Raw genomic sequence first — 19763 nt, forward strand, 5'->3', positions numbered from 1 at the left:
GGAGTTGCCGGGAGGCTACGGACGATCGACCGGGGTTCTCTGTCGCCCTTCGGACGCTACGGTCCGTGCCGGCGGAGGAACGGACCGAAGCGCCAGGTCTCCTCCACCGTTGCGGCGTTCGGGCCGGGCCGACTGGTTGATCCGGTCAACCAGTCACATTGGACAAGTGTTGACTGTTCGATCAATCGAACGCCGGTCCGGATCGGGGAAACGCCCGGCCAGGGGACACCTTCGACGGACACGGCCGTCGATCGGCGACCGGCGCGCGCCGGTCGGGCAGTCCTGCTGCCGAAAGGCGACTCATCCATTGCCGGGGTGCCACCGCCATCGGCGAAGGTTTGCCCACGACGCCAGTCACCCGACGGCCGTCCGCCGTGCCCGGGCCGAACCGGGCCCGGCCGGCCGCGCGGGTCGGCCGGCGACGACCGGAAGGGGGGACCACTGATGGAGACCGCCAGCATCGACGCCGAGTACCTGGTGGCCACGCTGGAAGAGGACGACGACCCGGAGGGCCTGATCGGCGACGAGGTCGACGTCGACCTCCTGGCCGCGCTGGAAGAGGAGGAGTGACGATGGGTGTGCACCTGGCCCCGACGCTCCGCGTACTGCGGGAGGAGATCAACACCCGCTGGCCGCACCGGGACAAGGCCTCCGACGGGTGGATCGGCGACGCGGCGCACCAGGCCCGCAAGTCCGACCACAACCCGGACGGCGACGACCGCTCGGTCAACGCGGCCGACTTCGACATCGACGGGATCGACCCGCTGCTGGTGGTCCGGCAGTGCATCGCGCACCCGTCCACCCAGTACGTCATCTTCAACCGGACCATCTGGAGCCGCACCCGCGGCTTCCGGGCCGCCCGCTACACCGGGTCGAACCCGCACACCAAGCACCTGCACGTCAGCGTGAGCCACTCCCGCGCCCTGGAGGACAGCCTCCGGCCGTGGGGCATCGCCACCGCCCGGGTGTCCAAGCTGGGCGACCGTACGCTGAAGGCCGGCTGCAAGGGCAGCGACGTGCGGGAGCTGCAGACCCTCGCCAACCGGCTGGGTGCCGGGCTGGCCGCCGACGGGGTGTTCGGGCCCAGGACCACGGCCTGGGTCCGGTCCTTCCAGAAGTCGCGCAAGCTGGCCGTGGACGCGGTGGTCGGGCCGAAGACGCTCGCCGCGCTGCGCGCCGCCACCAAGCCGCCGCCCCCCAAGCCGGGACCCGGCCGGGCGCCCGGCTCGCGCACCATCCGCGCCGGCAGCACCGGCGAGGACGTCGCGTACGTCAAGCGGTTCATCGGCACCCGCCGCTGCGGCCCGCCGGGCGACCGGTTCGACACGACGACCGAGTCGGGGGTCCGCTGGTACCAGCAGATGCGGGGGCTCACCGCCGACGGCATCGTCGGCCGGCTCACCTGGGCCGAAATGGGCGTCCGGGTCACCTACTGACCCAGCCGGGCGGGTGACCGGCGACCCGGTCACCCGTCCGCGCCAACCCGGCCGGTACGCCGACGACCGCCGGGAGCACACCGAACGATCGGACATGTCCGGACGCGGCCCGCCGCGCCGGCGGGGGCGGGAGCAGATGACCCAGACCGTGAGCGAACCGGGCGTGCGGGAAGCCGTCCTCGACAGCGTGGGAACACGACGGCCCGAACAGGTGGCGACCAGCCAGCCCGTGACCACCCGGGTGCCGCACGACCTGCTCCGCACCGAGCTGTACGCCGCCGTGGACGAGCTGGTGCCGGACGCGCTGGAGCTGCGCCCGGTGCGCGGGCGGCTGTACGCCTGGGCGAACCCGCCCGCCGACGCGCCGGCACCGTCGGCCGCCACGATGGCCCGGCGGGTACGCGGCGTCGAACTGGCCTGGGTGATGGTGGTGACGCTCGGGCCGACCCTGCGCCAGCTGGCCGACCTGAACCGGCCCACCCGTTACCTGCCCCCGTTCGCGCCGGAGCTGTGCGGGCTGCTGACGCAGGCCCGGCGGGCGTACTGCGCCGCCATCGCCGCGGCGCTGGACGCGGCGCCGGCGTACCGGATCGAGGCCCAGCAGAACGAGGGCGACCGGCTGATGAACGCCTTCTCGACCCGGATGCCGTTGCTCTACCTGCACAGCTACATGGGCCTGGAGGCCACCATCCGGCAGCTGGCCGACCAGGTCGCCGACCTGGTCGCGCTGCGGGCCGAGCGGGAGTCTGACGCGCTGCCCGAACGGGCCGCCGACTCCGAGACCGGCGTCGCCATGACCGACCCGGGCCAGGACTGGTTCCTGCGCAAGCGGCTGTTGGCCGACCTCCAGAGCGTGCGCAACTACCCGTTCCACGACTACATGCAGCCGTACCTGCGGTTCAGCCAGCGGCTGAGCGCGATCAGCCTGGCGGTGCAGCTCCTGGTCGTCCGCGAGCAGCTGTCCTGGCTCGCCGACCAACCGCTGCTGCCCAGCGACGCCGCCGACCGGGCGGACGGCTACGTGGTCGAACTCGCCGTGGCGCTCACCCACGTCGAGCAGAGCATCCTCCTGCACAAGCAGGGCAAGTACGTCGAGGCGGCGGACGCGGAGCGGCTGGCCCGCGCCGTACTGGCCACGGTCACCGGACGGCCGCAGTACCGGGAGGACTTCAAGGAGCTCACCGACACCGTCGAGCTGCACCGCACGGCCAAGGCGGTCGCCGCCGCCGTGGCGATCGGCGTCGCCACCGCCATCACCGCCGGCGCGGTGGGCGCCGCCGCCGGCGTGGCGCTGGCCGCCGTCGTCGACACCACCACCGTCTTCGGCACCCTCGTCGTCTCGGCCGGCGTGGTCACCACCCGGCTGATGTGGGAGACGCTCGTCGCACGCAGCGGGTCGGAGCTGCTGCTCGGGCCGCAGTCCATCACCGGATCGTCGTTCCAGGAGGACCTCGCCTGGCAGGCGTTGCAGACCGCGGTCGTCCGCGTCGTGCTCTTCGGCTCCGGCGACATCTTCAAGGCCATCGCCCGCTCCGGCGACCGGGCCGAGCAGGCCGCCCGGCTGGCCGTCGAGCAGATCACCACCTTCGGCTTCGGCGAGGTGCAGCACCTGGTCAAGACCGGCGAGCTGCGCGGCCTGCGGGACAGCGTGGTGGCCGCTGTGACGCAGGCGGCCACCACCGGCACGATCATGGTCGGTGGCCTGCTCGCGACGAGGTTCGTCGACCGGCTCGGCGACGCCCGGGGCGGGCTCAGCGCGGACGGTGAGCTGCGGCTGCAGGCACTGGAGGCCGAACGCGCTCAGGTCGCCGCGGACTTCGCTGCCGTCCGCGACGGCACCGCAACCCCGGAGCAGTTCCAGGCCTGGGCCGGTCGCGCCGCCGAGGCCTGGAACGGGCTGGTCAAGCTCGTCGACGAGATGGCCGCGGGGCCGCAACGCGACGCCGCCCAGCGCCGGCTCGCCGCGGCCAAGGGCGAGATCGAGCTACGGCTGGCCGAGGCGGGCATCAGCGCGACGCTGACCTGGCCGGACGCCGTACCGACCTTCGAGGGCCTGCTGCCCGGCCTGGTGGCCTACAGCGAGGACGGCCGGGCGGTGCTCGACACCGCCTACCCACCCGCCACCCGCAAGCCCACCGAGACCCCGGACGCCGTGCTGGTCCAGGGCACCGGCGGGCGGCGGCTGCTCCTGCTGCCCGAGGGTGCCCTGCCGGCGCGACCGGCGCCGGCGGAGCGGCTGGCCCACGTGCCCGAGCTGGGCCAGCGTCCCGGGTCACCGCCCGAGCCGGTGGTGCTGCCCGGCGCCGCCACCGTCGGGCTGGACCTGCTCCGGGCCGCCTACAGCCCGGAGAAGGCGGCGACCATGCTCGCCCAGGCGGTCAAGGGCCGGGAGGCCTTCCTGAGCCTGCTCGCGCACCCGGAGCTGGGCAGCGTCGGAAAGATCCAGTCCCGGACCCCGCACCTGTACGGCCTGGCGTCGCATCCGGCATCGATCGCCTTCGGCCGCCGGTGGGGCCCGCGGCTCGTGCTGCGGCTGCGCGGCCTGGGCACCGTCGGGATCGACGACGTCCTGCTGCGGGCCGAGGCGCTGCTGGAGCAGACCCCGGAGGCGGACCGGCCGGCACTGATCGAGCGGCTGATCGACCGGACCGGCGACAAGCTGCGCCGGGAGCTGGAGTTGATTCCGCCGCTGCGAAGGCACGGCCGCATCATCACGCCGGGCAACCTCGGCATCGACCGCAGCCATCCCAGCTGGCACGCGCTCGCCGCCGAGGTCGCCCGGCACCACCCCGACCTGACCCCGGAACAGCGCGCCGTGATGACCGACTGCCGGCAGATCATCGAGGTGGCCGAGTCCGGCGCGTTCGACCGGTACGTGCCGTCGACCCGGCTCGGCATCATCGACACGTTCGAGCGCCTGATGGGCGACGGGCAGATCCGCATCCCGGAGCTGACCGCGTTGGCGAACCGGATGCGGGGCCGCCTCGCCGAGCACGTCTTCCTCGGCCCGCTACCCATCCAGCAGCAGACCATGTGGTTCCTCGGCGCCCGGACCAACACCTGGCTGACCGGGCGATCCAACCTCGACGGCCACTGGAGGATCGGCGACGTACCGGGCTTCCTGGAGTTGAAGTCCGACGAGATCCACCTGCAGACCGCCGCCCAGCAGCAGGCCACCGCCCGGTTGTACCTGCAGCACGCACTCGGCGACTTCGAGAACATCCCGGCGAACTCGCACTACCACCTGTGGTTCATCCGGGATCCGGGGCTGGAGGCGCGGCAGCGGATGCTGTCCATCCTCCTGCCGAGCGGCGGGAAGATCACCGGCGTGCACTTCGGCCCGCAGCCACCGGCACCGGTACCGCAACGCTGACCGTCGGGCGCCTCGCCGTCGCGGCGCCGCCCACTGCCGGGCGGCGCCGCGGCGAGCGGGCCGCCCGGTCCGCTCGATCACCGGCGGCCCCGGTCGCGCGGCGTCACCGGTCGCGCGGCGTCACCGGTCCGCCCGACCGGACGAGCCACCCGGCCAACGCGCGGCCATCGGGCCGCCCGGGCCCGGACGAGCCGCTTGGTCAGCGCCCCGTCACCCGTCCAGCCCGCTCAGGCGAAGCTCCCCGCCAGCGCGGCGTCACCGGTCCGCCGGGGTGGGTCGGGACACCTGCGCGGCCAGCTTCTTCGGGGCAAGCCGGCAGTAGCTCTCGGTGAGCAGCTCGCCGACCTCGGCCCAGTCGACGCCGTCGTCGAGGACCATGCCGAGCACGTCCGCGCCCCAGTCGGGCTTGTAGAACGGGTAGCCGCCGGCGACCAGGGCGTGCACCTCGTCAACCGGCGCCCGGAACGTCAGCACGCAGGTCGGCTCGTCGGTGGCGGCGGCCCGCGCGTACGCCATCTGATGGTCCGGGTCGACGATGAGCACGTGGGCGAAGGTGCGCTTGCGGACCCGCCACCGGATGCCCACCCAGGCCGGTTCCTCGTAGGCATCGGGCAGGCCGCGGCAGATCGGTCGCAGCCGGTCGAGGAACTCGGGCGGGACGTCGGCGGGAGCACTCACCCCGGCACGCTAACCCGACCCCCCGACACTCCCCCGTGGCGCGCCCCAGGTTCCGGCGAACAAGGCACCGCTGGCCGGCACCCACGATCGGATTCCAGCCCAAAACCCGGCACCCCGCAGGGCCGGCACCGGTGTTGGATGCCGGCCCGGGACGGGATACTCCGCAGGGCCGGCACCCGTGGGTGGATGCCGGCCCGGGACCGGGTACGCCGCAGGGCCGGCACCCGTGGTGGGTGCCGGCCCTGCGGTCGGTGGATGTGCTGCTGGCCGGCACCCGGTGTGGGTGTCGGCCAGCAGTCCCCCCATGAGGAAAGTCGGTCCTGCGAGTGTTCGGTTGGTTGTCAGCTGTTCCAGTGCTCGGCGACGAGGTCGGCGGCCTGCTGCTCCCACTGGGCGTAGTGGAACGGGTAAGCCGACACCTGCACCGTCTGGGCGGCCTTGGTCAGCGGCATGTCCTGCCAACCGTCGACCTGCTTGAGGCCCTTCAGGAACGCCATGGTCGAGTACTCGGGGTCGGTGATCTGCTCCACCGTGCCCCAACCGCTCGACGGACGCTGCTGGAACAGACCCTGCGAGTCATGGTCATTCCGGTCACCCAGGTGACCCAGGTTCTCCAGCTTCGACTCCTGCAGCGCGGTAGCGATCGCCACCACCGCCGCGCGCTCGTCCATGTCGGACTTCTTCGTCGCCGCGATGATCGCCTTCACGTTCTCCACCTGCTCACCGTCGAGCTCGATGCGCGACTGCTCACCCTGCACACCATGCGGGATCAGCTTCGCCTTGTCGACACCCGGCTTGTCAGCCTGCACCACGGCAACCGGCTTCACGGCCTCGACCGACGCGGCCTCGGCGTTCGTGGCGGGGCCGGCGAAGATGCCACCGGCGAAAGCCAGACCAGCAATACCCAGAACGCTCTTACGCATGATCGTGTTCATCACAAAGCTCCTTCGGGGATGACGCCACCAGCCCAAGGGGGACGGGCACAGCAGCGCAAGCACCATCAGGCGCTCAAAAGACTCGGGGCACATTCACGGGGCGGGGGATGCCCTGGTGCCAGATGCCCGGCCGAACCTGCGGGGCGGGGGTGCCCTGCGCGGTGCCGGACTGTGTGTAACGACCGCCAGCCCACCATCATTCCGGGGCCACGACCCTCATCCGGCGGATGCCGGCGGGACCGTTGCTGCGATCGCCGGGGGATGTAACGACCGGCCGCCCGCCATCATTCCGCCAGGCCCACGGGCCTCGCGGCCGGCCGGGCCGGCGGCGTGCCCTTGCTCGATCGTCCGCATGATGTAACGCCCCCGACCCGGCCCCGATTCCACCACCCGGATGCCACCGGTCACACCCCCAAACCGGACATTCGCTACAGCCGGCGACATCGAGCACCCGCATCCCCCGAGGGCGGATGGGATGATCGACGCCGTGTCGCCGATATGGGGCCATCCCGCACGGGTGGATACCGCCACATCGGCGAAACGGCGGGGCCCCCGAACACCCTGCGGCCCCGATGCGCGCAATGCCCGGATGGCTCGACCCGCTGAGGTTCCATCCACCCACCGGCGCAGAGCGCCCCGATGAGATCCCGACCGGTTGGATGGGTCACCCAGGAACGAGCGTGATACCTCAGCGGCATATTGATGACTGGGAGGTATCAACCTCTCGGACAACATGCCCAGGCCCCGGCGACACGCCCGAACCGATCAGCCGCCTGCCCCGCCGGTCGGGACGAGCGAACCGGCGCCGGCGTCGGCAGTCACGAACGGATCCGGACCACAACAACCTGGCGCCCACCGTGACCGCGCGGACGGAGCTGGACCCTCACCGGGTCGGTGGCGGGCGTTCCCCGGCGAACAGGCAGCGACGACGAGCCCCGACCCCGCCAGCGAGGAACGGACCCGACAGCTCAGCCCTTGCGGGCGACCGCGCTGTACTCCGAGGTGGGCGTGGTGTCGTTGCCGTCCGGGCGCCACCGCGAACAGGTGACCAGCCCCGGTTCGAGCACGTCCAGCCCGTCGAAGAACCGGAGGATCTGCTCCGGGGTACGGACGCACATCGGCGCGGCGCCGCCGGTGTTCCACATCTGAACCGCCCGGTCCACGGCCTCCGGGCTGACCTCCCGGGTCGGGTGGGAGATGACCAGGTAGCTGCCGGCGGGCACCGCGTCCACCAGGCGGCGTACGACCGCGGTAGCCTCGGCGTCGTCGACCACGAAGTTCAGGATGCCCAGCAGCATGATGGCCACCGGCTGGGTGAAGTCGAGGGTGCGCCGGGCCTGCTCGAGGATGGTCTCCGGGTCGCGCAGGTCGGCCTCGATGTAGTCGGTAGCACCCTCGGGGCTGCTGGTCAGCAGCGCGCGGGCGTGCACCAGCACCATCGGGTCGTTGTCGACGTAGACGACCCGGGAAGCCGGGGCGACGGCCTGGGCGACCTGGTGGGTGTTGTTCGCCGTGGGCAGGCCGGTGCCGATGTCGAGGAACTGCCGGACGCCGGCCTCGCCGGCGAGGTGACGCACCGCCCGGCCGAGGAACTCCCGGTTGAAGCGGGCGGACTGCACCAGCTCCGGCAGGAAGGCGAGCACCTGCTCGGCGGCCTCCCGGTCGGCGGCGAAGTTGTCCTTGCCGCCGAGCAGGTAGTTCCACAGTCGGGCCGAGTGCGGGACGCTGGTGTCCAGGGCGCTGGCCGCACCGCCGCTGGGGCTCGACACGTCGGTCACCGGGGCTCCTCGAAGTCGTCACTGCCGGGTCGGCACAGCCTAGGTCCGTCCACGCAGGACTTCAACGCCGGGCTGCGGCACGTCGTCAAACCCCGGCCCCGTCGTCCCGCAGGTTGGACCGGGCGTAACGCGATCGACGCCCGGGCGCGCTCATCGGACAGGGGGCATGATCAGCTTTTGGTCACCGTCCGAGCGGGGGAAGAATCCGAGACAGCAGGCAGGACGCACGACCCGGCCACCCGCCCGTCCGGGAAGCCGGCGGCGCGGTCCGGGCGACCGGAGGAGCACATGCAGGGTGAGCTGCAACGCATCGTCGACGCACTCGCCGCCCACGCCGGCCGCCCGGCGTTGATCGAGGACCGGCGGCAGCGGGTCGTGGTCTACAGCGAGCACACCGGCGTGATGGACGACGTGCGCAAGGCGTCCATCCTGCGCCGGCAGACCACGCCCGAGGTGATGGCCTGGTTCCGTGACGTCGGCATCATGGAGGCCCGGGAGCCGGTGCGCACCCCGGCGTCGGCGGAACTCGACCTGCTGCCCCGGGTGTGCGTGCCCATCCGCCACCAGGACCTGCTGCTCGGCTTCGTCTGGTTCATCGACCCGGACGGCACCATGGCCGACACCGACCTCGAGGCGACCGGCCTGGTCAGCGAGCTGTCCCTGGCGCTGTACCGGGAGAACCTGCTCGGCGAGCTGGCCTCGCAGCGGGAGACCGAGGTGGCGCGTACGCTGCTCGCCGACAGCGCGGCGACCCGCGACCGGTCCGTGCGGGCGCTGCGGGAGGCCGGCCTGATCGCCGGCGACGGCCCGGCCACCGCGCTCGTCGCGCAGCTGGTGACCTCCGGCCAGCCGCCCGACGAGGTGGCCCGGCTGGCGTTGGAGCAGGCGCTGGTGACCACCCGCCGCTGGATCGGCACCCGGGAGGCGCTGCACGTGGTCCGCGACGACCACGGCGTGCTGCTGCTCTGCGGCGGCCGGTTCGCCGGGCGCCCCTCCCCCGAGGCCGCCGCGAAGCTCCTCGACGACAACCTGCGGCAGGCCACCCGCGGGCTGAGCGCCGTCGAGCGCACGGTGGTGGGGATCGGCCAGGCCCGCGCCGGGCTGGCCGATGCCGTCGGGTCGTACGGGGAGGCGCTGCGCTCGGCCCGGGTGGGCGTACGGCTGCCCGCGCTGGGCCGGGTGGTCTCCTGGTCCGGGCTGGGCATCTACCGGGTGCTGTCCCGGCTGGACGGCCAGCAGCCGGACATCTCCGACGTGCACCCAGGGCTGGAGCGGCTGCTGCGTGAGCAGTCGAACCCGGTGCTGCTGGAGACCCTGGAGCGCTACCTGGACCTGGCCGGCAACGCGCACGCCACCGCCGAGCAGTTGCGGCTGCACCGCACCACCCTCTACTACCGCTTGCAGCGGATCGAGGAGCTCGCCGAGACCGACCTGAAGGACGGCAACGAGCGGCTCTGCCTGCACCTGGCGCTGAAGCTGGGCCGGCTCACCGGCCGCTACCGGCCCGAGGGCTGACCGGTCCCGGTCACCGACCGCGATCGCCGCCAGCGACCGCCGACCGCCGACCGCGACCGCCGACGAGACCATCGAGCTGATCGAGCTGCGGGCCGACGCCCCGATCGCACCGGCCGTCGAGCGCGGCGCGGGCGGGGCGCCGGCGCCGGCGCCCCGCCCGTGGATCAGCTACAGGCCGGCGGCGACCGCGGCGTTGCGACCGCCGACCACCGGCAGCTCGATCCGGCTGCGGTCGAAGTGCACGGTGATCTCGGCCTGGTTCTGCTTGGCCCGGCTGCTGTAGCCGGAGTACGAGCCGAGCAGCACCACGCCGATCTGGTGGCCGGCCTCGAAGACGTAGTCCTCGGGCAGCAGCCGCACGTCGACGGCGTTCTTCTCCCCCGGCACCAGCGGCGTCGACACGCTCAGCGAGTCGAGGTTGAGCCCGTCGAGGATGCCCTTGGTGACCAGTTCCTGCGGGTTGCTGGCCACCGTCTTCTCGGTCTGCCGGTAGCAGGCCTCCTCGGCGTGCCCGCCCCAGGTGGCCGTGCCGCCCCAGCAGTCCTCCCCGGCCAGGGTGCGGATGCCGTCGCCGGAGGTGCTGAACCGGGGTCGGGTGCCGTAGTCGACGAGCAGCCCGGCGAAGCTGGTGTCCACGTCGTCGACCGATGCGTTGATCTTGACGATCGGCGAGCCGGAGACGTGCAGCGGCGCCAGCAGCGGCCGGGACAGGAACACCAGCCGGCTCTCGGTGTTCGCCTGCGGGTCCGACGGGTGGCGAATGGCGTTGGTCTGGCTCATCGACGGGGTGTCCTGGAAGCTGACCCGTGCGTTGCCGGGGTGCGGACGCACCGACAGCCCGCCGGCCGCCCCGTCCGCGCCGGGCTGAAGGAACACCTGGGTCGGCTGGGCGGCCGGCAGCGGCCAGTCGGAGTGCGTCTCCCAGACGTCCGGTGCCCGCTCGATGTCGACCATCGGCTCGGCCATGATGCCGTTGTCGATGCCGTGCAGCCAGTGGTCGAACCACTGGTGCAGGGTGTCCACCCACTCGCCCCGACGGAAGTCGAACGGGTCGACGTGCCCGGTGCCGGTCAGCCACAGCTTGCGCGGCACGTTCCGCTCGGCCAGTGCGTTCCACCAGGTGCTGAAGTGGTCCGGCCGGACGTTGTTGTCGTTGATGCCGTGCACCACGAAGACGCTGGCGCGCACCTGGCCGGCGTGCGGGACGTAGTCCCGCTCGGCCCAGAAGTCGTTGTAGTCGCCGGTGGCGTCGTCGACCTGCTCGCCGAGGCGCTCCCGCACCGGCGCGCAGTACGCCCGCCGGGCCGGGTTGGTGACCGTGTTGGCCAGGCTGCCGGAGTAGTTGTTGGCCCGGGTGACCAGGCCGCCGCTGCGCGAGTAGTCGTACCAGCTGGAGATGGCGGAGATCGGCACGATGGTGCTCAGCCCGGCCACGCCGCTGGCGGCGGCCGCGTTCGCGAGCGTGCCGTCGTACGACTTGCCGATCATGCCGGTGCGGCCGTTGTGCCAGTCGGCGACGACCTCGCGCCCGGCGGCGTCCCGGCCCGGCCGGCGGCCGTTGAGCCAGTCGATCGCGGTCGGCGCGCTGACGTTGTCGGCGTGCCCGCCGGTGACCGGGCAGCCGGTCGAGTTGTTGGTGCCGATCATGTCCAGCAGCACCACCGCGTACCCGCGCGGCACGAAGTAGTTGTCGTAGAAGAGCGGCCACTGGTCGTTGAGGCCGTCCCCGTCCAGGTCGCCCTTGCACTCCCCCTCGTTGCCCCGGCAGACCGTGGAGTAGTACGGGCTGGCGTCCATCACCACCGGGACGCGCAGGCCGTCGTCGCTGGCCCGGGGCCGGATGATGTCCATCGCCACCACGTCGGCCGCACCGTCGGCGTCGGTGTCCACGTCGGAGGTGACGAAGACCCGCTCGCGGATCGCGTCGTCGTACCCGAACACCGGCTGGGTCACCCCGTCCTCGACGACCGGCCCGAGGCGCTCGGCCACCGGCTGGGCCGTCGCGGTGGCCGCGGGCAGACCGACGGCGGTGGTCGCCACGACCACCACCGCCGCCCGCCACCAGGTTCTCCTGCTTCGCATCGTGCTCCTCCCTGTCGGCACCGGCCGTGGCCGCCACGCCCGGTCCGGACGCGGTCACCGTGAGCACGGCGCTGTGATCGAACCCTACGAATGGGCGCGACGCCGGTCATCGGACACGTGTGGGAGGTGCCGGCCGGCGACTCCTACGTCTGTCGCAGACGTCGCCGTCCCGGCACGCAGCTCGGCGGCCGGTCGCACCCGCGTCGCCGACGTCCGCGCCGCTGCGGCCGGTACGACAGGCGTAGGAGACGGCGGGGCGCGATTCCAACAGGTGCCCGATGATTCGCCGGCCCGGCCGCCATAGGTTCGGCGACGTGCGGTTGTCGGGTCGCGCCACGATCCCGCGGATCATCGGGCGTTTCGTGGTGCCGGCCCTGTTCGCGGCGCTGTTCGCCGCCCCGCTGTGGTTCATGGTGGTCGGCTCGCTGCGCCCCGCCGGCCTGCCCCCGCCCCGTACGCTCGAGGTCCTCCCGCCCGAGCCGACGCTCGCCGCGTACGCCCGGCTGCCCGAGCTGATCCCGCTGTTCCGCTACCTGGCGAACTCGGCGCTGGTGGTGGCGCTGGCCGTGCCGCTGACCGTGGCCGTCGCCTCGCTCACCGGCTTCGGGCTGCGGCTGCTCACCCCGACCGCCCGTCGGCGGGTGGTGCTCGGCCTGCTCGCGGTGCTGCTGGTGCCGGTCACCGCGGTGTGGGCCACCCGCTTCGAGCTGTTCCGGCTGGCCGGCGTGGTCGACACGTACCTGCCGCTGCTGGCCCCGGCGGCGCTGGCCGGCAGCCCGTTCCTGGTGCTGCTCTACGCCTGGAGCTTCGGCGGGGTGCCGGACAGCCAACTGTGGGCGGCCCGGCTGGAGGGGGCGGGCTGGCTGACGGTGTGGCGGCGGGTGGCGCTGCCCCAGGTCCGCCCGGCCACCCTGGCGGTGGCGGTGCTCGCCTTCACCTTCCACTGGGCCAGCTTCATCGACCCGCTGCTGTACCTGCAGAGCGGCGACCGGTACACCTACCCGCTCGGCCTGCAGTTCCTGCGCCTGCTCAACCCCACCGACTGGCCGCTGCTGATGGCCGGCTGCGTGGTGGCCACGGTGCCGTGCGTGCTGGTGTTCCTGCTGGCGCAGCGGGTGCTGTTGAACGACGATCCACTGGCCGCACTGAGATCTGGAGGACGCAGGTGACGAACACCGGGGCACGACGGTGGCTGGGCCTGGTCATGGCCGCCCTGCTGCTCGGCTACGCCGCCGCCGGCTGCGGCGACGGTGACCGCGCGGAGGACGCGTCGGGCATCACGGTGGTGCTCTTCGGCGACGCCGAGGAGATCGCCGGCTACCGCACCATGGTCACCGCCTTCGAGCAGGCCAACCGCGACGTCGACGTCAACCTCTCCCCGGTGGCCGGCCAGGACGAGCTGATGGCCCGGCTGACCACCGCGTTCGCCGGCGGCAAGCCGCCGGACGTGTTCCTGCTCAACTACCGCCGCTACGGCCAGTTCGCCGCCCAGGGGGCGATCGAGCCGGCGCAGTCCTACCTGGAGCGCAGCACCGTGCTCAAGGAGAGCGACTTCAGCCCGCGGGCGCTGGACGCCTTCCGGTACGACGGCAAGGCGCTGACCTGCCTGCCGCAGAACCTCTCCTCGCTGGTCGTCTACTACAACGCCGACCTGTTCGCCGCCGCCGGCGTACCGCTGCCCAAGGCCGGCTGGACCTGGGACGACTTCCTCGCCACCGCCCGCGCGCTGACCCGGGACGGCCGCTACGGGCTGGGCGTGGAACCGTCGGTGCCCCGGCTCGCGCCGTTCGTCTGGTCCAACCGCGGCGAGCTCGTCGACGACCCGGCCCGCCCGACCGCGCTGACGCTGCGCGGCGACCCGGCCACCCGGGCGGCCGTCGACTGGTTCCTCGACCTGCAACTGAAGCACCGGGTGGTGCCCCCGGACGCCGAGGAGCAGAGCGAGTCCAGCGAGGCCCGGTTCCTGCGCGGCACGCTCGGCATGTACCTCAACAGCCGGGTGGCCGTGCCGACGCTGCGTACCATCGAGGGCTTCACCTGGGACGTGGCGCCGCTGCCGGTCGCCCCGGGCGGCGTGCCGGCGTCGATCCTGCACAGCGACGCGTACTGCATGAGCGCCGGGCTGCCGGAGCACGGCGACGCCTGGCGGTTCATCGAGTTCGCGATGGGCCCGCAGGGGCAGCGGATCCTCGCCGAGTCCGGCCGGACCGTCCCGTCCCGGCTCGACGTGGCCAACTCCCCCGTCTTCCTGGACCCGGCCGCGCCGCCGAAGTCGGCGCGGGTCTACCTCGACGCCGAGCCGCACCTGCGGGCCACCCCGCGCACCGCCACCTGGTCGCGGGTGGAGAAGGAGACCGGCACCCTGCTGGAGGAGCTGTTCTACGGCCGGATCGACCGGGAGGAGGGGCTGCGCCGGCTGGAGGAGCAGAGCCGGCAACTGTTCGCCCTGCCGGTCGGAGGGGGCTGATGGGCGGCCGCGGCGCGATCCGGCTGGAGGAACTGACCAGGTCGTACGGGCGGACCAGGGCCCTCGACAGCATCGACCTGGAGGTACGCGCCGGTGAGCTGCTCACCCTGGTCGGGCCGTCCGGCTCGGGGAAGTCGACGGTGCTGCGGCTGATCGCCGGCCTGGACCGGCCGGACGGCGGCCGGGTCCTGGTCGACGGCCAGGACGTGGCCCGGGTGCCACCGCACCGGCGGGCCGTGGCGATGGTCTTCCAGGACTACGCGCTCTACCCGCACCTGACCGTGCTCGGCAACCTGACCTTCGGGCTGCGGGTGCGCCGGGTCCCGCGGGCCGAGGCCGACCGGCGGGCCCGGGAGGCGGCCGACCGGCTCGGCATCGCCGATCTGCTCGACCGCCACCCGGACGAGATGTCCGGCGGGCAGCGGCAGCGGGTCGCGCTGGCCCGCGCCCTGCTCCGCGAGCCCAGCGTCTACCTGCTCGACGAGCCGCTGGCCAGCCTGGACGCGCCGCTGCGCTTCGCCACCCGCGCCGACCTGCTCGCCCTGCACCGCGACCTGGGCACCACCACCATCCACGTCACCCACGACCAGGCCGAGGCGATGACCCTCGGCGACCGGGTGGCGGTGCTGGACCGGGGCCGGGTCCGCCAGGTCGGGCCACCGCAGCAGGTCTACGACGAACCGGCGGACACCTTCGTCGCCGCCTTCCTGGGCAGCCCGCCGATGAACCTGGTGCCCGGCGGCGGGCTGCTCGGCGGCGCCGCCGGGCTGACCCTCGGCGTACGGCCGGAGAACCTGGCGCTCGACCCGGACGGGCCAATCGAGGCCACCGTCGACGCGGTGGAGGCGCTCGGCAGCGAGGCGGTGCTGCTGACCCGATGCGCCGACGGCACCCGGTTGACCGTCCGCACCGGACCGCGTTCCGGTGTACGCGCGGGCGACCGGGTCCGGCTGCGCCCCGACCCGGACCGGATCCACCGGTTCGACGCCGACACGGGCCGGCGCCGGTGACCGGCGGCCGGAACCGCCGACCGCTGACCGGCTGGGCGTTCCTCGCCCCGTACGCGGTGGCGGTCGCGCTGCTGGTCGCGCTGCCCGCCCTGCTCAACGCCGGTTACGCCGTCACCGACCACACCGGGCTCACCCGGGATCCGCGGTTCGTCGGCCTGGCCAACGTGCGCCGACTGCTCGACGACCCGTTCCTGCTGGACAGCCTGCGGGCCTCGCTGCTGCACGTGGCGCTGGCGGTGCCGGTGCGGCTGGTCGCCGCGGTGGGGCTGGCGCTGCTGCTCGCCGCGCCCCGCCCGGGCGGGCGCTGGTTCCGGGTCGCTGTCTACCTGCCGACGGTGGTGCCCGACGTGGCGCTGGCGGTGCTCTTCCTCTGGGTGCTCAACCCGCTGTACGGCCCGCTGAACCAGCTGCTGGGCCTGTTCGGCCATCCCGGCTTCACCTGGCTCGCCGAACCGGGCACCGCCCGGCTGGCGGTGGTGCTGATGCTGGCCTTCCCGATCGGTGAGGGCTTCATCGTCGTGCTGGCCGCCCGCCGACTGCTCGACGGCCGGCTCTACGAGGCGGCGGCGCTGGAGGGCTGCGGGCCGTTCGGGCAGCTGCGCCGGCTCACCCTGCCGATGCTGGCCCCGGTGCTGGTGCTGCTGGCGGTGCGGGACACCATCCTCACCCTCCAGGTGAACTTCGTCCCCGCGTACGTGCTGACCGACGGGCGGCCCGCCAACGCCACGCTCTACCTGCCGGTCTACATCTTCGACCAGGCCTTCGAGTTCTCCGGCTTCGCCTACGGCGCGCTCATCTCGATGGTGCTGATGGCGGTCACCGGCGTCATCATCACCGCCCTGCTGCTGATGGTCCGGCGCTGGCGGGTGCTGCGGTGAGGTGGCATCCTGCTGCGGTGAGACTCCGGGTCCTCGCGGTCGCCGCCACGGTTCCGCTGCTCGTCGCCTGCGGCGGGACGGACACCCCGCCGGCGACCGGGCGGGGCCCCGGGATGCTGGCGAACCTGCCCAGCTGCGACCGGGTGCCGCTGGACACCGAGCCGGAGGTCGACGCTCGGGTCACCGGCCTGGTGCTGCCCGACGACGCGCGCGTCACCTCGGTGGTGGAGCAGGGGGCCCTGACGACGGTGGAGGCCACCATCCGGATGACCCCGCTGGACGTCCGCGCCCACTACGAGGGCCGCGCCGACATCGAACTCCTGCGCGTGGAGGACGAGGTCTTCGAGACCGAGGTGCTGACCCGGGCGCAGCAGCGGCGGATGTACCTGCGGGCCGCCGCGCTCTGCGCCGACGGCACCACGCTGACCGCGGTGGTGGGGCCGGACTCGGAGGAGGCGGGGCTGCCGGAGTTCCAGAGCGGGTAGGTAGCCTCGGCTGCCATGACCTGGCTGCCCGACGACTTCGTCCATCCCCTCCGCGTACCCGTGCCCGACACCGCGCTTCACCTGCGGCCGATTCGGGAGGCGGACGCCGCGCTCGACTACCCGGCCGTGATGGGCTCCCGGGAGCGCCTGTGGGAGATCTTCGGTCCGGCCTGGGGTTGGCCCGCGGAGACGATGACCTACGACGAGAACCGCATCGACCTGTTGCGGCACGAGCAGGAGATCGCCGCGCACCAGTCGTTCAACAATGCGCTGCTGGACGAGGAGGAGACGGCCATCCTCGGCTGCGTCTACATCGACCCGCCGGAGCGCACCGGCTCCGACGGCGAAATCTCCTGGTGGGTGGTCGACGACCTGGTCGGCGGCGAGGTGGAGCACGCGCTCGACGCCCTGGTACCGCGGTGGATCGCTGCCGACTGGCCGTTCCGGCAGCCCCGTTACCTGGGCCGCGACATCACCTGGCAGGACTGGCTCGCGCTGCCGCCCGCCTCCTGACGAGCGCCGTGGCACGGCCACGGGCATGGCGGCCCGGCTCGACAGGTGTCCTAAGCCGACGGCTGGAATCCCAACAGTTGCCTGGTGACGTGGCTCACCGCGCCCTCTAGCGTGCGACAGACGACTGATACCGGTCGTACCCGCACGTGGACAGGGAGATGCCGTATGAGTCCCAGCCTCGTCCGAGGTAGACGCGTCCTGCCGGTGGCGGCGGTCCTCGCACTGCTGACCGCGGCCGCCTTGACCACCTCCGTACCGTCGGCGAGCGGCGAGCGGGCGCTGGCCACCAGCACCCCCACCGGCCCGATGGAGCTGCCCGCCGAGTGGATGACCGCGCAGCGGCTCAGCGACGGCAGCACCAACCTGTCCGCCGCCAAGTACGCCCGGGCGCGGGGCGAGGCGAACCAGCTCGCCGCACACACCCGCAACGTCTACCGGCACCTCGCCGAGCAGGAGTGGAACTTCTTCGGCCCGAGCAACATCGGCGGCCGGGTGGTGGACATCGCCGTCGACCCGCAGGTGCCCGACCAGGTCTTCATCGCCGCCGCGTCCGGTGGTGTCTGGCGCTCCGGCGACGCGGGGGCCACCTTCGAGCCCGCCTGGCCGGACACCTGGCAGCAGAGTATGGGCGCGGTCGCGATGACCACCGACGGGGTGCTCTTCGCCGGGACCGGCGAGGCCCAGCCCGGCGGCGGCTCGATCACCTTCGGCGGCGACGGGATCTACCGCTCCCGCGACCGCGGCAAGACCTGGCAGCACGTCGGCCTGGCGGACAGCCACGCCATCGCCCGGTTCGCCATCGACCCGAGCGACCAGGACCGGATCTTCGCCGCGGCCGCCGGCAACCTCTTCGTCCCCGGCGGCGAGCGGGGCGTCTACCTCTCCGACGACGGCGGCGACAGCTGGCGGCAGGTGCTCGCCCCGCCGAACCCGACCACCGGCGCCACCGAGGTGCTGATCGACCCGAGCAACCCGGCCCGGGTGTACGCGGCGATGTGGGACCACCTGCGCGAGCCGCACCAGCGCACCTACGGCGGCCCCGGCTCCAGCCTGTGGCGCTCCGACGACGGCGGCCAGAGCTGGCAGCGGCTGACCAACGACCTGCCCACCGACGCCGACCAGGGCCGCTGGGGCATCGCCCTGGCGCCCAGCGACCCCGACCGGCTGTACGCGTACGTCGGCACCGCGCTCGGCCCGTTCCGCGCCTTCTACCGCTCCGACGACGGCGGCGACTCCTGGACGCAGACCCCGGTCAACGCCAACCAGGCGTCCCAGTCCACCTTCAGCTGGTGGTTCGGCAAGCTGTGGGTCGACCCGGCCAACGCCGAGCACGTCTTCCTCGCCGGGGTGAACCTGCGCCGCTCCACCGACGGCGGGCAGAGCTTCGGCAACGTCGGCGGTGTGCACGCCGACCAGCACGTGATGCGCTGGGACCCGAAGGTGCCGGGCCGGGCCTACCTGGGCAACGACGGCGGCTTCTACCGCTCGGAGAGCAACGGGGTGAGCAACTGGGTCAAGTCGACCTACGAGCCGTACACCCAGTTCTACACGGTCGACGTGGCGCAGACCGACCCGGCGCTCAAGGTCGGCGGCGCCCAGGACAACGGCTGCAACCGCGGCTACAACGGCCCGGGCGGCCCGTGGAACGCCATCGGCTGCGGCGACGGCCTCCAGGTGATCATCCACCCGGAGAACCCGAACATCGTCTTCGGCTGCAGCCAGTACGGCTCCTGCTACCGCTCGGAGACCGCCGGCGGCAGCCCGCGCCAGTCCATCGGCGCGGGGCAGACCACCTCCGACCGGCGCAACTGGCTCACCCCGCTGCAGTTCGACCCGAGCGACCCGGACGTCATGTACTACGCCGGGAACATCGTCAACCGGTCCACCGACAACGGCCGCACCTGGACGGCGATCAGCCCGGACCTCACCGGTGGCGGTCCGAACGACCCGTCCGGCTACCCGTGGGGCACCATCACCACGATCGCGGCGGCGCCCACCGACGGCGACAAGCTGTACGTCGGCACCGACGACGGCAAGCTGTGGTGGACCGACAACCTCGGGCAGTCCTGGAACGAGGTCGACCCGGGTCAGCTGCCCGGCACCTGGGTGACCCGGGTGGCGGTGCACCCGAAGGACGCGAACATCGCGTACGCGACGTTCTCGGCGTTCCGCTCTGGCAGCGACCGCCCGCACGTGATGGTGACCCGCGACGGCGGCCGCACCTGGACCGACATCGGTCGGGGGCTGCCCGACGCGCCGGTCAACTCGGTGGTGCCGACCTCCGATGGGCTGCTGCTGGTCGGCACGGACGTCGGGGTGTTCGTCTCGGCGTGGAACGGCGGTGGGTGGGCCGCGCTCGGCGCGGACCTGCCGGAGGCGGCCGTGATGTACCTGCGCTACCACGAGCCGACCCGGCAGCTGACCGCGGCGACGTTCGGCCGGGGCATCTACGACCTCACCGTGCCGCGCTGCCCGGCGGCGTCGACCAAGCTGCCGCTGCGGGACCCGGGCGTCGGCGTGGTCGGCGCGCTGGCCTCGTGCCGGGCGGGGTGATCCGCTAGCCGGGAGCGGGGGTGTGGACAACGTCGTCCACACCCCCGCTCGCGTCTGGGC

General features: G+C 73.0%; 15 protein-coding genes. 11 read left to right on the forward strand and 4 right to left on the reverse strand.

Annotated elements, in window-relative coordinates; translation table 11 throughout:
• The first annotated feature begins 444 nt into the window (after positions 1-444).
• From GA0070609_RS34895 to GA0070609_RS14905, 3 genes are all read left to right on the forward strand, one after another.
• A complete protein-coding gene (locus tag GA0070609_RS34895; RefSeq protein ID WP_269459286.1) occupies positions 445-570 on the forward strand; it encodes a hypothetical protein in 126 nt (41 codons plus the stop codon).
• Positions 571-572: 2 nt separating this feature from the next.
• Positions 573-1436, forward strand: a complete 864-nt coding sequence (locus GA0070609_RS14900; RefSeq protein WP_088994368.1) for a peptidoglycan-binding domain-containing protein — start codon at positions 573-575, stop codon at positions 1434-1436.
• Positions 1437-1572: 136 nt separating this feature from the next.
• On the forward strand, positions 1573-4809 hold the full coding sequence (locus tag GA0070609_RS14905; protein WP_157748175.1) for a hypothetical protein: 3237 nt from the start codon (positions 1573-1575) through the stop codon (positions 4807-4809).
• Positions 4810-5064: 255 nt separating this feature from the next.
• On the opposite strand, the gene GA0070609_RS14910 is transcribed toward GA0070609_RS14905, so the two are convergent.
• The 3 genes from GA0070609_RS14910 to GA0070609_RS14920 all read right to left on the reverse strand — a co-directional run bounded on the left by GA0070609_RS14910 (position 5065) and on the right by GA0070609_RS14920 (position 8200).
• On the reverse strand, positions 5065-5487 hold the full coding sequence (locus GA0070609_RS14910) for an MmcQ/YjbR family DNA-binding protein (RefSeq protein WP_088994370.1): 423 nt from the start codon (positions 5485-5487) through the stop codon (positions 5065-5067).
• 341 nt (positions 5488-5828) lie between these two features.
• Positions 5829-6422 carry a hypothetical protein gene (locus tag GA0070609_RS14915; protein WP_088994371.1) on the reverse strand — a complete coding sequence of 198 codons (594 nt, stop codon included), beginning with the start codon at positions 6420-6422 and terminating at the stop codon, positions 5829-5831.
• Between the two features lie 968 nt (positions 6423-7390).
• Positions 7391-8200, reverse strand: coding sequence for an SAM-dependent methyltransferase (locus GA0070609_RS14920; RefSeq protein ID WP_088994372.1), 810 nt, complete (start codon positions 8198-8200; stop codon positions 7391-7393).
• 288 nt (positions 8201-8488) lie between these two features.
• Between GA0070609_RS14920 and GA0070609_RS14925 the strand changes: the two genes are divergently transcribed.
• Positions 8489-9715 (forward strand): PucR family transcriptional regulator, encoded by a 1227-nt coding sequence (locus GA0070609_RS14925; protein ID WP_088994373.1) that lies wholly within the window; start codon positions 8489-8491, stop codon positions 9713-9715.
• 168 nt (positions 9716-9883) lie between these two features.
• Here GA0070609_RS14925 and GA0070609_RS14930 read toward each other — a convergent pair whose 3' ends face one another.
• A complete protein-coding gene (locus tag GA0070609_RS14930; RefSeq protein WP_088994374.1) occupies positions 9884-11797 on the reverse strand; it encodes a Xaa-Pro dipeptidyl-peptidase in 1914 nt (637 codons plus the stop codon).
• Between the two features lie 314 nt (positions 11798-12111).
• On the opposite strand from GA0070609_RS14930, the gene GA0070609_RS14935 reads away from it, so the two are divergent.
• The 7 genes from GA0070609_RS14935 to GA0070609_RS14965 all read left to right on the forward strand — a co-directional run bounded on the left by GA0070609_RS14935 (position 12112) and on the right by GA0070609_RS14965 (position 19703).
• On the forward strand, positions 12112-12966 hold the full coding sequence (locus GA0070609_RS14935; protein ID WP_088994375.1) for a carbohydrate ABC transporter permease: 855 nt from the start codon (positions 12112-12114) through the stop codon (positions 12964-12966).
• On the forward strand, positions 12963-14264 hold the full coding sequence (locus GA0070609_RS14940) for an ABC transporter substrate-binding protein (protein ID WP_231928781.1): 1302 nt from the start codon (positions 12963-12965) through the stop codon (positions 14262-14264). Before GA0070609_RS14935 ends, GA0070609_RS14940 begins: the two co-directional genes overlap by 4 nt.
• Positions 14264-15274, forward strand: coding sequence for an ABC transporter ATP-binding protein (locus GA0070609_RS14945; protein WP_088994376.1), 1011 nt, complete (start codon positions 14264-14266; stop codon positions 15272-15274). Before GA0070609_RS14940 ends, GA0070609_RS14945 begins: the two co-directional genes overlap by 1 nt.
• On the forward strand, positions 15271-16152 hold the full coding sequence (locus GA0070609_RS14950; protein ID WP_088994377.1) for a carbohydrate ABC transporter permease: 882 nt from the start codon (positions 15271-15273) through the stop codon (positions 16150-16152). The genes GA0070609_RS14945 and GA0070609_RS14950 overlap by 4 nt, the downstream gene beginning before the upstream one ends.
• Positions 16153-16169: 17 nt before the next feature.
• Positions 16170-16637, forward strand: a complete 468-nt coding sequence (locus GA0070609_RS14955) for a hypothetical protein (protein WP_088994378.1) — start codon at positions 16170-16172, stop codon at positions 16635-16637.
• 15 nt (positions 16638-16652) lie between these two features.
• Entirely contained in the window at positions 16653-17150 is a 498-nt protein-coding gene (locus GA0070609_RS14960) for a GNAT family N-acetyltransferase (protein WP_088994379.1), read from the forward strand.
• Between the two features lie 165 nt (positions 17151-17315).
• On the forward strand, positions 17316-19703 hold the full coding sequence (locus GA0070609_RS14965; protein ID WP_088994380.1) for a WD40/YVTN/BNR-like repeat-containing protein: 2388 nt from the start codon (positions 17316-17318) through the stop codon (positions 19701-19703).
• The last annotated feature ends 60 nt before the right edge of the window (positions 19704-19763 follow it).

It is taken from the genome of Micromonospora echinaurantiaca (assembly GCF_900090235.1).
In the GTDB taxonomy this organism is placed as follows: Bacteria; Actinomycetota; Actinomycetes; order Mycobacteriales; family Micromonosporaceae; genus Micromonospora; species Micromonospora echinaurantiaca.